9 protein-coding genes are annotated in these 14995 nt (G+C 40.2%); 3 read left to right on the top strand and 6 right to left on the bottom strand.

Annotated elements, in window-relative coordinates:
• Positions 1-94: 94 nt before the first annotated feature.
• Both ABJG98_RS04580 and gldA read right to left on the bottom strand, forming a co-directional pair.
• Positions 95-454, bottom strand: a complete 360-nt coding sequence (locus ABJG98_RS04580) for a DUF559 domain-containing protein (protein WP_348278299.1) — start codon at positions 452-454, stop codon at positions 95-97.
• A gap of 123 nt (positions 455-577) precedes the next feature.
• Positions 578-1477: a gliding motility-associated ABC transporter ATP-binding subunit GldA gene (gene gldA, locus ABJG98_RS04575; protein WP_348278298.1), complete on the bottom strand. Its 900-nt coding sequence runs from the start codon at positions 1475-1477 to the stop codon at positions 578-580.
• A gap of 134 nt (positions 1478-1611) precedes the next feature.
• Between gldA and ABJG98_RS04570 the strand changes: the two genes are divergently transcribed.
• From ABJG98_RS04570 to ABJG98_RS04560, 3 genes are all read left to right on the top strand, one after another.
• A complete protein-coding gene (locus ABJG98_RS04570; RefSeq protein ID WP_348278297.1) occupies positions 1612-2136 on the top strand; it encodes an NAD(P)H-dependent oxidoreductase in 525 nt (174 codons plus the stop codon).
• Positions 2137-2139: 3 nt separating this feature from the next.
• Positions 2140-2682 carry a DUF1572 family protein gene (locus ABJG98_RS04565; protein ID WP_348278296.1) on the top strand — a complete coding sequence of 181 codons (543 nt, stop codon included), beginning with the start codon at positions 2140-2142 and terminating at the stop codon, positions 2680-2682.
• Positions 2683-2796: 114 nt separating this feature from the next.
• Positions 2797-5685, top strand: a complete 2889-nt coding sequence (locus tag ABJG98_RS04560) for a CHAT domain-containing tetratricopeptide repeat protein (RefSeq protein ID WP_348278295.1) — start codon at positions 2797-2799, stop codon at positions 5683-5685.
• On the opposite strand, the gene ABJG98_RS04555 is transcribed toward ABJG98_RS04560, so the two are convergent.
• Genes ABJG98_RS04555 through ABJG98_RS04540 form a run of 4 tightly spaced genes read right to left on the bottom strand, consistent with a single transcriptional unit; the run spans position 5682 to position 14866 of the window.
• Positions 5682-7736: an OmpA family protein gene (locus ABJG98_RS04555; RefSeq protein ID WP_348278294.1), complete on the bottom strand. Its 2055-nt coding sequence runs from the start codon at positions 7734-7736 to the stop codon at positions 5682-5684. The genes ABJG98_RS04560 and ABJG98_RS04555 overlap by 4 nt on opposite strands.
• A gap of 8 nt (positions 7737-7744) precedes the next feature.
• A complete protein-coding gene (locus ABJG98_RS04550) occupies positions 7745-8785 on the bottom strand; it encodes a PorP/SprF family type IX secretion system membrane protein (protein WP_348278293.1) in 1041 nt (346 codons plus the stop codon).
• Positions 8782-9990 carry a hypothetical protein gene (locus tag ABJG98_RS04545; protein WP_348278292.1) on the bottom strand — a complete coding sequence of 403 codons (1209 nt, stop codon included), beginning with the start codon at positions 9988-9990 and terminating at the stop codon, positions 8782-8784. The genes ABJG98_RS04550 and ABJG98_RS04545 overlap by 4 nt, the downstream gene beginning before the upstream one ends.
• Positions 9991-9997: 7 nt before the next feature.
• Positions 9998-14866 (bottom strand): hypothetical protein, encoded by a 4869-nt coding sequence (locus ABJG98_RS04540; protein ID WP_348278291.1) that lies wholly within the window; start codon positions 14864-14866, stop codon positions 9998-10000.
• Positions 14867-14995: the final 129 nt, after the last annotated feature.

Genomic DNA, 14995 nt, shown 5'->3' with positions numbered 1-14995 from the left:
TTTAATCCCCTCAGGGGGATATTCCTCTGAAACTGGATTCCACTTGATGCTAGTATTTATTCTTCCTCTGCGGGAGGCGCTGTGGGTATTTTTTCTACTCTCCATATAATTCTTTGTGGACATCATTAAGCACCCATTTTATATTGTTCCTTACATCAAGATCGTCGAAAACCAGCACTGTTACACCTGCTGATTCTAATGTGCTAATTCGTTTTTTATCGTAGGCAACTTTCCACTCATGAGAGTTTCCATTTATTTCGATGGCCATTTTCTTCTCATGACAATAAAAATCTACAATATATTCTAAAATAGGAACCTGACGATGAAACTGAAATCCAAGTTGTTTTTTTCTAAGTTCTTGGCAAAGTAGCACTTCAGAAAGAGTACTATCTTTTCTCAATTCCCTTGCTTTTTCTTTGAGGTCTTTTCGATATGGAATTATCTCATTTCTCATCTCACCTCAAAAATCCTTTCACAGAATGATTCATCTGAATCAATCTGCACTTTTTGATAGTACTTATTGCTCCCTTGAGGGAGGTCAGGTGGGTGTTGTTAGTCCAAATGGTAATTCTAATAATCATTTTCCTTTTGTCAATTCCTGAAAAACTCCTTCGAGTGATTGCTCCTCCTTTGAAATATTGATCAAGGGCAAAGCATGTTCTCCAGCGACCTTCATAATGATCTTTCGCGGATCATCTAATGCGGAAATCTGGTAGTTGTTTGTCTCACGTTTGATAACCTTTAATCCTTCATTTTCAAATAGCAAAACATCAATCTGTTCTTCAAATTCCACACGATAGCTAATCACATCTGAATTCATCGATTTCAAATTTTTCACTTCATCATCGGCTACAATTTCCCCTTTATTAATAATTACCACTTTATCGCAAAGTGCTTCTACCTCTTGCATGATATGTGTGGATAAAATCACCGTTTTATCTTTACTGGCTTCTTTAATTACTTTCCTTATCTCCACCAATTGATTAGGGTCCAGGCCACTTGTAGGCTCGTCCAGTATCAAAACCTTTGGATCGTGTATCAATGCCTGAGCCAACCCCACTCGCTGACGATAGCCTTTTGAAAGCGCTCCGATTTTTTTGTGTTGTTCATATTGCAAGCCGCACACCTCAATCATATTTAAGATTTGAGATGTCTTACTTTCCAATTTATATGCAGAAGCAACAAACCCAAGGTATTCTTTTACATACATTTCCAAATAGAGTGGGTTATGCTCTGGAAGGTAGCCAGTAATGCGTTTCACTTGAAGAGGTTCGGCAGAGACATCAATTCCATCCACATTCACTGAGCCTGAAGTAAGGCCAATGTATCCGGTTGCAATTTTCATTGTGGTGGATTTACCTGCTCCATTTGGTCCGAGAAAGCCCGTAATTTTTCCTTTAGATGCTTCAAAAGAAATCTTATTCAGCGCCTTTTGAGCTCCGTAGACTTTGGTTAGTTGATCTACTTTTATTGACATTGAACTAAAAGCCGTTCTGAGGTTTTACAGGTTTGATGTTTATTTGCGCTCTGATAATAGATCAGAAAACGCAATTATCGGGCAAATATTTCTATATGAGTCCATATCTACAATTTTGATTTAGAAAATCCTATATGATTACTATCATTAGTAGCACCAATCGTAAGAATTCTGTCTCCAAGCAAGTAGCACTTCAGTATCAGGAACTACTAAAAGACTTAGGCAGCGAATCAACCATAATTGATCTGGAAAATTTGCCTTCTGATTTTATCGCAACGGCGCTTTATGAAAATCAGGGAACCAACGTGGATTTCAATCCCATTCGAGATCACATGAAAACTGCACAAAAATATGTGTTCATCGTTCCTGAATATAATGGATCATTTCCAGGTATTCTGAAAACTTTTCTTGATGCCCTTGAATTTCCGGGGACACTCAAAGGAAAGAAATGTGCAATGGTAGGGTTGTCTTCTGGTATTCAAGGTGGCGTCATGGCGATGAGTCATCTAACAGATATTTTCAACTATCTTGGTATGCATGTATTAGCCAATAAGCCAAAATTGACTCGTGTGAACGGAATGATGGAAGATGGAAGGTTAACTGATGAATCCAGTCTGAGACGATTGAAAGAACAAGCAACAACATTAATTGATTTTTAGCAAATGATCGAGAACCTTATCAAACTGCTTTTGTACTACAAATCGCTTGGCGAACGAACCTTTGATTCACTTTCTGATGATGAACTACACCTTATCCCCGGCGATGGTTCCAACAGTATTCCAATTATAGTCAAGCATCTATGGGGAAATATGCTTTCAAGATGGACAAATTTTCTGACCGAAGACGGTGAAAAGGACTGGAGAGACCGTGAAGGTGAATTTGAACTTACGATCAAAACGAGGGAAGAGATGATGGAGAAGTGGGAAGAAGGATGGGCTACCTTTACAAATGCTTTAAAGGAATTAAAGGAAACTGATTTAAATCGAACTGTTTATATCCGAAATGAGGGCCACACAGTTATTGACGCCATTCACCGACAGTTGGCACATTACAGCTACCATATAGGACAAATCGTATATCTAGCCAAAATGATCAAAGGTGAAGATTGGGCATCACTTTCTATTCCAAAGGGTGGCACCGATCAGTACAATCAAGAAAAATTCACTACTGAAAAATCTAAAAAACACTTTACAGACGAAGTGTAGAAGTGTCCACATCCCTCTTCATCGGTTTTGAGGCTCGGTTGGTAGGAAAAATCGAAGGATCATTTAAAGAATGTTGTATCCTTGTTATCTACAATTGACTACCATCATTGATTTATGCTTAGGAAAAGCCTTGTAATTCTATTTTCTATTGCGTCTGTGTCACTACTGGGGCAGTCATGCTTACAAAAGCTGGATAGTGCCGAACGTTTTAAATATTCCTTTCCTCTTAAATCTAAATTCTACGCCAATTCACTTCTTACTGATCTTGATTCTGCCAAATGTGTGACTGAGATAGGATTAGCAGGGCTTTACAATAATGTTGGACTTATTTTATGGGAGATTAACGATAAGCAGCGAAGCTTAAATGCGTTACACAGTGGCTTGAATCATGAAATAGCCAAAAAAGATTCGCTCCATCAAGATTTACTTGGCATCTATTACAATCTTTCTGCTTTGTATCAGGAACTGGGTGAATTTGAAAAAGCTGGTAGATTTCTCAATTTGGCAGGTAGAGTAACCAATACCAGACTCGAGGATGATGCGAGAGCCCAAATTAGATTTTTATATAGACAGGGTATTTTTCACCGAGAAGTAGGCAATTTTAAAGAGAGCCTTGACGCGCTAAAACAAGCTTTAACATCAGGAAAAGACTTTAGCGATTCAATAAGTATTGCCCTGCAAATAGAGCTTGGAACTACGTATCGGCACTTTGGTGATTTGAATAAAAGTGAAAGCGAGCTTCTAAGAGCCATCGAAATGGCGAAGGGTAAAGATGAGATTCAATATTTCCGCGCCATTGATAGACTCTCAGCTTTGAAGATAGAGCAAGGCGAATATTCCGATTCTGAGAATTATCTGCTTCACAATCTGGAAAAAAAGAGTAGCAACTATCAGGATGATAAGGTAATGCTTCTTGAGACTCTCAATGGACTTAGTATCCTTTACTATCGGTTGAACGATCTGAAAACGGCCAACAATTACATGGACCAAGCGCTGGATGTGGCTGGTGAAATCAGAACCATTCGTCCTTACATGATAAACAACCTTGGCACGATCTATAAAAGGCAAGGTGACATTGAAAAAGCCGAAGCATGCTTTAAAGAAAGTTCGCAAGGATTCCTCGATTTGTTTGGGTCTATGAATCCTGATTATGCGAGTAGCCTCAGTAATCTGGCAAGTATTTATAAAGACAAGGGTGAATTGCCAAAAGCACTCGATCTGTATATGAAAGTACTAGATATGGACAAGGTGATCTATGGAACAGAACATGCCAACTATGCTACATCACTTAACAATGTAGCACTACTTTATCTTCAGTTTGGCAATTTCTCGTTGGCAGGAAAGCTACTAACAGAGGCCAAAAGAATTAGGGCAAATACACTTGGGAACTATCATCCACTATATATCAAAACTGTAAATGACCTTGGCTTGTATTACATGATTGTGAAAGATTATCAGAAAGCCATGGAGTCTTTCGATCATGCGCTATCAGCAGAGATTAAGCACATGCAGGACATCTTCCCAGTACTTACAGACAATCAGCGGAAGCTCTACTTTGATGAAACCAGATACAACATCGGCAGGTTTTGTGCTCTCGCATTTGCTGATGAAAACATAGATTCCAAATACGCCAATAATGCGCTCAATCATTTCCTAAATACCAGAGGAATTCTCTTTTACGCTTCAGAGAAAATGAGAAAACTCATACAGAATAGTGATGATGATAAAATAAAAAGAGACTACAACACATGGCGAGAAAAGAAATATAGTTTAGCTCAGGCTTACCTGCTAACAGAAGCTGATCGTATCAAACAAGGAATTTCTATTACGCATCTTGAAGAGGAATGTGCAAGTCTGGAAAAAGACCTTTCCCGAAAGTTTAAAGTATTTGCGGATCAGGAGAAATCCACCTATCACCATTGGTCTGAAATTAGCCTGGAGCTTGAGGACAGCACAGCCATGATAGACATCATCCAGTACAGGGATTATTCTGTAGATGTAGTTGATGAAAAAATCGATCAAGGATTTGAAGATGAATCTCATTATATGGCATTCATTATCAAAAAAGATAGTGTTCTGGAAACTGTAAAACTTCCAGCAATCGATTTAACAAAAGGTTTTGCCACCTACAGAAATTCATTGAAGTATGGCGTAAAAGATAAGCACAGCTATGGTATTTTTTGGCAACAAATAGACGAGCACTTACATGATGTAAACAAGCTTTATCTTTCGCCTGATGGCATCTATCATAAACTTAATCCTGTAGTTTTTTATGATGAATCAGCCAATAAATACATGTCTGATAAGTATGACATTATTAATATCACTAGCGGTAAAGATCTACTTTATAGGGAAGTTCAAGAGTTAGTCACAGATGCCAAAATCTTTGGAAATCCGGATTTCTCCAAGATCGAAGGTTACTCACTTAATCAGCTACCTGGTGCAGAAAAAGAAGCAAGCGATATTAGTGAAATTCTAGACGTTCGAAGATGGAACACAGAAACTTACTATTTCTCTGAGGCCACAGAAGATAGAATTAAAAACTTTATAAATCCAGGAATCATTCATATTGCTACGCATGGTTATTTTATTGATGACCCCAACTATACAGATCCACTACATAGCTCAGGGCTATTTCTAAGTAAATCTGAATCCAGCACTAACGACGGCTTACTTTCAGCATATGAGGCAATGAATCTCGTTTTAGATCAGACTAATCTTGTGGTATTAGCTGCATGCGAGACTGGTTTAGGTAAGGTACAAAACGGTGAAGGTGTATTTGGACTGCAGCGAGCGTTTCTTGTTGCCGGTGCGCAGAACGTCCTCCTTTCGCTCGTGAAAATTAATGACGAAGCAGCACGAAATTTTATGAATCTATTTTATAGGGAATTATTGGTTGTTAAAGATCCGCAAACAGCCTTTTTCAATGCGAGAAGAGAATTCAGAAAAGTGGATTCAAATCCGTATAACTGGGGAGCTTATATCCTCGTGTCCAAAGGCTAGTTTTTAACTGAAAACGAGTCAAGACTTTCCTCATCTACCAGGTGGTTTATTGGTCGCTCAACATTTGAATCTTCATAAACTCGAATTGTATTTCCAGCTGTTATAATTCCCTGCTTATCACCATTCCATTCCTTAAGTTGCTGATAGTCCACGCCTAATATTTCAGCGATTCGTTTCAAGGAGTTTGGCTTTCTTACGATATAGCTTTTAGCAGTACGCAACTGCATGCCTTGATTGACTTTCAAAATAATCTCCACTCTTCGCCTAAAAATACGTCTAAACCAATGATCGTTTCCTTGAGAAGGAATTTCACCTCTTGGCAACACATTAATCTTATCACCATCAATACCAAGAGAAATCAAATACGCGCGTGCAGCTTCTCCTCTACGCTGGCTTAATAGGAGGTTGGCTGAATTTGAGCCAATACTATCAGTGAACGCTAAAATATCTATCGCCTCGAAAACTTGACCCTGAACCTGCTGCGCCAAGCTCTGCAAAGCCGCTACAGCTTCAGATCGTAAAGAATGTAATCCATAGTCATAGTAGAGCTTTTCAAATCGAACTTCCGATGTTTCAGTAGATGCAACAACGATGCTATCTTCAAGTATTTTAGGTTTAGGCTTGGAAGGCCTGATGGGCTCAAAAAGGTCGTATCCTGCATAATCTTCTACTCGAAATGTCACCAAATCCAATGATTGAATATCTCTAAACTTAGACACCAATCGAGCATCGATTAAGGATTCTCCTGAAATAAGTAAGGAAAGAAATAAGCGTTCATTGCTCACATCAAAGTTGTATACATTCAGAATTTCGTGATTTTCACGATTAGACGATAAGAATCCGACAGTGTCAGATATTGCAAAGTAAGTATCGTCCCATGTAGAGTTGAAGGGGTCTCCTAAGTTGTAAATCTGCGGCTCAAAGAATGATTCCCCTTTTGCTGCATAAAGGTCATAACCACCATATCCAACGTGCCCATCACTTGCAAAGAGAAGGCATTCAAAAGCAGAGGAATAGTAGGGAGTAATTTCATTTTCAGGCGAATTGATAACAGCTCCCATGTTAATAGCTGGCGTCCATGACTCCTTCTCCAACCCTTTTAAACTCATCCAAATATCACTTCCACCACTTCCGCCAGACCTATTAGAGCTGAAAAATAACGTATCGCCAGTCACGGAAATTGCTGGTTGCTTATTCTCTGAACCAAGCTCGTTGATATATGCATTGAGAGGAACCGGAGCTGTCCATTTATTATTTTCCAAGTAACTAACCATGATGCTACATTCGGAGCCTTCTCCCTCTATACAAGAGGAAAAATAAAAGACACTTCCATCTCTTGTAAAAGAACCTGATCCTTCCGGCCATTGGGTATTTAGATTAGAAAAATCTTGATTGGAGGAAGACATCCTCCATCTTCCGTTGTTCCTCAGTTCAAACGAAACTAGGTCTGGTAATAGACCTTCATATTGTAGTTCCTCATATTGATTGCCTGGTAAATTTCGTGTAGTTGCGAGTATTACGTGCTTGCTGGAAGGGTTCAGAATCGCACCAAAATCATGAAATCTGGAGTTAATTTCTTCCATTGAATGGATAGAAAACCCACGATCCGCTTTCTTTTGTCGCAGTGCCAGTTGGCACCCTTCGCTCTGTTTTCTAGCCAACTCAACAAGATAAGGCTCTGCATCCGGAACTGATATTAGAAAAGAATAAATGGAATCTGCCTCGTTGAATCTGGTTTCTTGCTTTAGCAAGCCTGCATAGCTATACATCGAGCGTGCTCTATATTCTTGATTGGGCGTGTTGCTCAGTTGTAAGAAAACTGTCTTGGCCTTTTCATACTGCAATGTCTTATTGTAGCAATCAGCAAGTCGGAATCTAGCAAAATGATTATTCCTGTCAATCCCAGCTATTTTATCATAAAACTCAATTGCATCATTGTAAATACCATTTTGGTAATGTTCATCTGCCAGTTTCAAAAGTTTAGGGATAGATTGAGAAACTGCAATAAAACTAACAAGCAGGCATATTATTGTGGTGAGTATTTTTCTCATACTTACGATCAGAATATCGGGCTTGAAATATTTCTCAATGGTGTTGATAGATCAAGGTTGTAAGTTAAGGAAACCTCATATGTAGGCAAGTTGGCTCCTAGTTGGTCAGAGATATCGAAAGATTGGGTATTCAAATCGAAACTAAAGCCAATTTTAAGATTATCGATTTCAAATCCTGCCAAAACAATAATTGAATCTTCTAAACGATACCAGGAACCCACTTGCAGGTTTACCGCGGTATTCGAGGTTGGGGAGCTAATGAGAGTAGAAAAATAAACTCCAGCATTGATTTGGCTGCTACCCTGCGAATAAAGAACATAAGCCGAAGGATGAATGTGCCACCTTGGTGCTAAATTCAACTTTGATGATCCGAATGCTTTAAACAAAAGGCTTTTCCTTGCGCCTTCCAATCCTTCGATAGAGACATTAGCCCTGTTCAGATTATCCACACTCAAACCTAACAAGAGACTTTTATCTCTTATGTATCTGTTTTCATTGTCAAATGCAGAATAAATTACTCCGAAATTGAAAGTTGGATATAACACAGGATTTGCACCCAATTCTTCTCCAACTTTTGTGTTGTCATATCCTATGTATCTATTGAATTGAGATCCCCAGGTTAAACTAGACCCATCAATGGTATGCTGAACAATTCCTCCTTGCAATCCAAACACAATTGTCTTGTTGGAGAGGCGACTTAACCGGAATGCATAGGCTCCTGTGAGGAGAATTTTTTTGGATGCATATATGCCCTCAAACCCTCTTTTTTCTTGAAAAAAAGTAATTCCAGCTCCTCCGATTTGATGGTCTTTGCTGGTTGTCTTTTTAAATGGATAGGTAAACGTAACCTGCAGCAATTCCAGAAAAGAATCTGAACTCGGCGAGCCTCCTCTTTTATAGTTGGAGTTAAATGAAAGGTTAGGAATAGTACCTGTAAAGGCTGGATTGAGTACGCTTGAACTGGCAAAATATTGAGAAAATTGACCTTCCTGCGCCATCAATAACAATGAGCTGAATACAAAAAAAGTGGTGAGGAGGCATTTCTTCATTTTACTAATAAAATAGATCCGACCTGGCTATATTCTTGTGAATCTGCTACTACGCGTACATTATAATAATACACCCCTTCAGGTGCATCAAGGCCTGAATTCAATACACCGTCCCAGCTAAACTGCGAAACATCAAGATCTTCTCCTGTCTGACTAACAGTGAATACTTGTTTGTTGAATGAATCATATAGCACTATGGAAATTGATGTGACTAGGGTCCCGGTAAAATAGGCTTTGAATGCACGATTTTCTTCTAAAGTAGCATTTGGTGCAAAAGCCTTAGGTACAAATAATCTTGGTTCATCCACCAACGGAACCAGAGCAATCGCCAGTCTTCTCCCTTCATTGGTAATGAGAATCGTCTCGTCTGAAGTAATTACACCACTGGCATTGAAAGGATCAGCTGTGTTTTGCGTGCCATTTAGGATATGATAAAGTGTATCTACCTTCGAATAAAGTGCAATGGCTGGCGTATATACATTGGCTCTCACAAACTCCCCATTTGAAAAATTATTAGGATCAAGATCTACCCCTGAAAAATTGACTGAAATTTGAGCTGTTGTAGAATCACCCTTTACCTTCAATATCCATTCTACCTCATCGGCCAGGCCAACCATATCTTCGTCAGGTAACAATTGGCTCTGATTGGGTAAACGACATTCAACACTTACGATAGCGCCATTAGCTAAATTTGAAATGGTCATGTAATTAGGAGATCCATTCACACCCATTGGAAATGTAACAGGTCCTCCCTGTGATATTCCTACCAGTTTACCTTCCACATATCCAGATCCAACGGCTTGCGAACTACCACTCACCAATAGATCCTCTTCTTCTTCAGCGTCAATTACTCCATTGGTAGTTTCTAAGGCTCCTGAAACAATTACACGGTCTGTCAGTAAAGTCAGCTTCCCTTGCTTGTCCACGATGAAATCACCTACATCAAGTGTATCTCCACTTAAATTTTGATCGTTGGCACCTGTGAATTTAAGATTGCCAACGTCTGTATTGAGGACAAAATCAAAGTCACTGTAACTAACGATTCTGCCGGTATTGGTCAAAGAACCGTTTAAGGTTGTATTTCCTCCAAAGAAAAACACGGTTCCATCACCCACATAAAGTGTGGTCTGATTTCCGAAAGTAATGTTCTGAGCGGAAACCAATTGAGCAATTAAAAAACTGATTAAACAGATAATATTTCTCATCGACATACTATTGAGCGCTCCTTCCAATTTCTATCCAGAATGTACCTATATAAACTAAATGCAACGTTGCATTCACATTCATCAAAAAGTTAGGGTTATTGTTGGCTAGCTGAATGTTATTTCCTCCATTGTCAGCATCAATGATATCCACACTAAGAGCTGTTGATACTAGAATTATCTCTTGTCCTTCCAATCCAGCAGCTATTTGTGCTATTGGCCCTCCATCCAATCTCACTATTCGAGTGTCACTTGCCACAGGATCAACATTGAATGGTCCGGAAACTGCACTGATCAGATTTCCACCTAAACTGATATCGCTGGCAGTCGCAAAATTCCCATTTACTTCCAATTTAGCACTTGGTGTAGCGGTGCCTATTCCTACATCTCCTAATGAGCTAATTGCGAAATCTGCTACACCATCGGTAAGTAAGGCACCCATATTTATTTTGAAAGTCGCTCCGTCTGTCTGATCGATACCAAGGACGGTGTTATTACCAGGTACGTCAAATCGGATGGATGCATCACCTGTTCCTGCATTTTCAACTTGCAATAGCCCGGTGGCAACGTTACTATTTCCTGTAATATATGATGTGTTGATACCGACATTAACATCTAAGGGTCCTCGTGGAGAACTAAATCCGATCCCAACATTACCATCCGTAATAATAGATGGTCCATTGCTGTTCATTACTTCAATAGCTGAATTAGAACTTGATCCATTCATATTAACCAGAATGCCATTTCCTGTGGTACCTGTATGATTAACATTTACTCCAGAACCGGTGCCACTTGTAGACGCAAAAATGGCTGAACCTGAACTTGTGCCGTTGTTGACACTGGCGCTCAATGCTCCTCCAACACCTGAAGTGGTGACTACTAAACTATTAGATGCGTTAGATGCATTGGTTATAGCAAAAGAACCCGCAACACCAGTACCATCTGTATTTGCTTGCACTGCCGCTCCATTACCTCCTCCAGAAATTGTAAACTCTCCAGCATCTCCAGCTCCAGTATTTATAACATGTATCGCTCGTGATCCTGCACCTCCATTGGACTCTACAGAAAGGGCGTTTACTGTGCTAGCTCCATTATTTACTTGAAATCTTCCAGCTCCACCACTTCCTGTTTGCTCAATAAAGAATAAATCAGCAGCATTTGCAACCGATCCTGGCGAGTAAGGAAGAGCCAAACCACCTCCCAGCGAATTCCATCCTCCGGAAAAATAACCATCAAAACCAGAACCATTGAAACGGATCATTCCATCTTCCTCATCTCCCGGGTCTGGTGAGCCAATACGAATACCTTCCGATATATCAATGTTTCCAGTATTTCTTAATGACATCCAGCTGCGAACATCTGTTCCAGCATCAGATAAATCTACTTGCGAATCTGGCGCTCCATTTACGACGTTCATAAACAAGATTTCACCATTGTCGAAGAATATAAAAGATGCAGAATCTGAATTGGTTCTTCTTAGTTGATTAATCGTTGCATTGGAATAGTCAGGATATAAATTTGACATAATTGCATCTCCATTGATGGTTTCTGTAATATTCTCAAAATGGCCCATGCCAAATTCTCCTCCTATTTGGAGTGGAGTTCGTGGGTTTTGAATACCTATTCCAACACTGTAATTGGAATTGGTTCCATCTCCAAGCACAATAGTACCTGGTGTATTTGCATCTGTAAATGCCCCTATGGCAATCGCATCATCTGCATTGGATTGGGCATTTCTACCAATGGCGATCCCATCTATATTATTGGTTTGAGCACCAAAACCAATGGCTACACTTCCATCACCTGGTGCCGCTGCATTGAAACCAATTCCAACTACATTTTGAGATGTGGGGCTGGTATTTATACCCGTTCCAATGAGAGTATTCCGAACACCAGTAGTAAGCGTCAAAGCAGCGTTTCGACCGATAGTGATATTATCAGTACCTGTAGTAACCCCACTACCTGAATTTGCACCTAGCAACACATTTCTATCTCCTCCAGTCATCAAAGCACTTCCAGCCCCTAATCCTGAAATTAAATTATCAGTAAATGGATTATCAATAAGAGTTGAGACTGAACTTAAATCACTAACCAAAGCCAATGTTTCATCACTGGTAGGTAAGTCTGGAATTCTTAGTATAGGAGTAGCGCTGGACTGAGTTGTCACAACCAGCGCCAAATCGTTAACACCAGCTTCAAAATTAAACTCACCAATAACATTAATGTCATCCGTCCCTGCATCGCCCAGATTAATTACAGGGCTATTTAAACTAGTTTCTATGGCTGTATTGGATATAAATCTTCCAGCACCGTCTACAATTAAGTCATTACTTCCTGCACCAGTAGTAATGGTGGCGGGCGCAGAAAGAGCGCCACCCAAGTCAATGTTACTGGTATTAATAGTTACGCCATTTCCTGAATTTAAAGCAGAAGCAGCTACGGAGGCATCTAATTCCTTTAGGGCAGCCTCTACATTTGCTGTAGTAATTACTAAGTCTCCTGTATTATCATAGGCTACCGCTAAGGCATCCTGAATCTCATTCGTTGGGCTGTTATCTCCATCACCGGCAGCTACGGAGGCATCTAATTCTTTTAAGGCCGATTCCACATTCAGCGTCGTGATTATCAAATCACCAGTATTGTCATAGGCTACCGCTAAGGCATCCTGAATCTCATTCGTTGGGCTGTTATCTCCATCACCGGCAGCTACGGAGGCATCTAATTCCTTTAGGGCCGATTCCACATTCAGCGTCGTTATTATCAAATCACCAGTATTGTCATAGGCTACGGCTAAGGCATCCTGAATCTCATTCGTTGGGCTGTTGTCTCCATCACCAGCAGCTACGGAGGCATCTAATTCCTTTAGGGCCGATTCCACATTCAGCGTCGTTATTATCAAATCACCAGTATTGTCATAGGCTACCGCTAAGGCATCCTGAATTTCATTCGTTGGACTGTTGTCGCCATCACCGGCAGCTACGGAGGCATCTAAATCTTTAAGTGCGCCTTCTACAGATGCTGAAGCAATGATCAAGTCTCCTGTATTGTCATAGGCTACCGCTAAGGCATCCTGAATTTCATTCGTTGGACTGTTATCTCCATCACCGGCAGCTACGGAGGCATCTAATTCCTTTAAGGCAGCCTCTACATTTGCTGTAGTAATTACTAAATCTCCTGTATTGTCATAGGCTACCGCCAAGGCATCCTGAATCTCATTCGTTGGACTGTTGTCGCCATCACCGGCAGCTACGGAGGCATCTAAATCTTTAAGTGCGCCTTCTACAGATGCTGAAGCAATGATCAAGTCTCCTGTATTGTCATAGGCTACTGCTAATGCATCTTGAATCTCATTCGTTGGGCTGTTATCTCCATCACCGGCAGCTACGGAGGCATCCAATTCCTTTAAGGCAGCCTCTACATTTGCTGTAGTAATTACTAAATCTCCTGTATTGTCATACGCTACCGCCAAGGCATCCTGAATCTCATTCGTTGGACTGTTGTCTCCATCACCGGCAGCTACGGAGGCATCTAATTCCTTTAAGGCAGCCTCTACATTTGCCGTGGTAATTACTAAGTCTCCTGTATTGTCATACGCTACCGCCAAGGCATCCTGAATCTCATTCGTTGGGCTGTTGTCAGCGTCATCAACATTTATTGAAATGGTAGAACCGCCTGTTATAGAAATATTACCTGGAGAAGCGTCAGTACTTATATCTTGACTTTCGCCGGTAATATATCCAGCATCATTAACTAACACCGAAACATTATCACCACTACCTAAGTAACCTGCATCATTGGTGAAAATGGAAACGTTATCACCACTTACCACATAACCAGCATCGTTATTAAGTAAGCTTACATTTTCACCCTGTATCATAACATTGGCATCTAGTTTACTTGCGGCAATATTTGCAGCTGCATTAATATCAATATCAGTAATACTTCCATCTAAAATTTCAGTGGAACCTACAGCTCCATTTGCTAGTTCAGTGCCTGTAATTGAATTTGCAGCTATTGTAGCGGTAACTCCTGTAAGTGCACTTCCATCTAATGCTGGCAATGTACTTGGGCCGGATAGTGTCACAACGTTTCCAGTTGCGGTTCCGATATCTGCAGTAGTTAAGTCATTTGTTGCATCAGTATCCAGGTTAGGTGCGCCTGTGATTTTACCAACAGCCACATCTCCAATGTCCGCATTGGTTATGCTACCATCTGCAATTTCAACGGCAGTAACGCTGCCGACATTTAGGTTAAGACCCGTTTGAAAATCACCTACGATATCTCCGGCAGCGGGTGCCGTGCTTAATGTCAGGTCATCGGTGGCATCTATATCGATGTTTGCAGGTATACCTGAAAGTTCCGAATAATCGATTCCATCCTTGATGTTTGCTGGTACTGTAGGATCACTTTCCGTAACTACAAATCCTGCAGTAGTGAGATCTACAGTGTTACCCCTATCTAGCGAAAGGTTAGTTCCTGCTAAAGTCAAATTTTGATTGTCTGTATTTATACTGCTCAAATCAATGGTATTACCATTATCGATGGTAAGGTTATTTCCCGCCAACGTTAAATTTTGATTGTCAGTGTTTGTTGTCAAAACCCAATTTGGGTTTACCCAGAAATAGAAGGCGTTTGCATCACTATCAAACACCATCAAGCCATTATCAGTGGCTGTTAAAGTGCCATTCATTGCGGTTCTCTGGGCTGTTGTTAAACTTGGAATCAATAATCCCTGATCACCATTCGGTGCAACTAGATGCAAAACTGCATTGGGGTTTGGGGTTTCTGTATTAATTCCTGCTGTAAACTCTTGTGCGACAAGAGAAAGCGAAAGAAAGAATGTTGCTAAGGCAATAAGAGATTTTAGCGTGGTTTTCATGGTTTTGACTATTTAGCGGGAACTTCAAAAATAGCTATTTGATATTGCTGTAAACTTTCTTTGTCTCTTAATTCGATCTACCGTTGGTTTCGGTAGATAGGTGTCTATTCTGAAGGAATTAAATCATAG

The sequence above is a fragment of the Ekhidna sp. genome, from assembly GCF_039960695.1.
Classification (GTDB): domain Bacteria; phylum Bacteroidota; class Bacteroidia; order Cytophagales; family Cyclobacteriaceae; genus Ekhidna.
The sequence above is the reverse complement of the archived record's forward strand: the minus strand, read 5'-3'. Positions and strand labels throughout refer to the sequence as shown.

Bases quoted from the DNA above. Each gene is read 5' to 3' on its own strand.
- ABJG98_RS04580 (WP_348278299.1), bottom strand. From the start codon at position 454: ATGAGAAATGAGATAATTCCATATCGAAAAGACCTCAAAGAAAAAGCA.
- gldA (WP_348278298.1), bottom strand. From the start codon at position 1,477: ATGTCAATAAAAGTAGATCAACTAACCAAAGTCTACGGAGCTCAAAAG.
- ABJG98_RS04570 (WP_348278297.1), top strand. From the start codon at position 1,612: ATGATTACTATCATTAGTAGCACCAATCGTAAGAATTCTGTCTCCAAG.
- ABJG98_RS04565 (WP_348278296.1), top strand. From the start codon at position 2,140: ATGATCGAGAACCTTATCAAACTGCTTTTGTACTACAAATCGCTTGGC.
- ABJG98_RS04560 (WP_348278295.1), top strand. From the start codon at position 2,797: ATGCTTAGGAAAAGCCTTGTAATTCTATTTTCTATTGCGTCTGTGTCA.
- ABJG98_RS04555 (WP_348278294.1), bottom strand. From the start codon at position 7,736: ATGAGAAAAATACTCACCACAATAATATGCCTGCTTGTTAGTTTTATT.
- ABJG98_RS04550 (WP_348278293.1), bottom strand. From the start codon at position 8,785: ATGAAGAAATGCCTCCTCACCACTTTTTTTGTATTCAGCTCATTGTTA.
- ABJG98_RS04545 (WP_348278292.1), bottom strand. From the start codon at position 9,990: ATGAGAAATATTATCTGTTTAATCAGTTTTTTAATTGCTCAATTGGTT.
- ABJG98_RS04540 (WP_348278291.1), bottom strand. From the start codon at position 14,866: ATGAAAACCACGCTAAAATCTCTTATTGCCTTAGCAACATTCTTTCTT.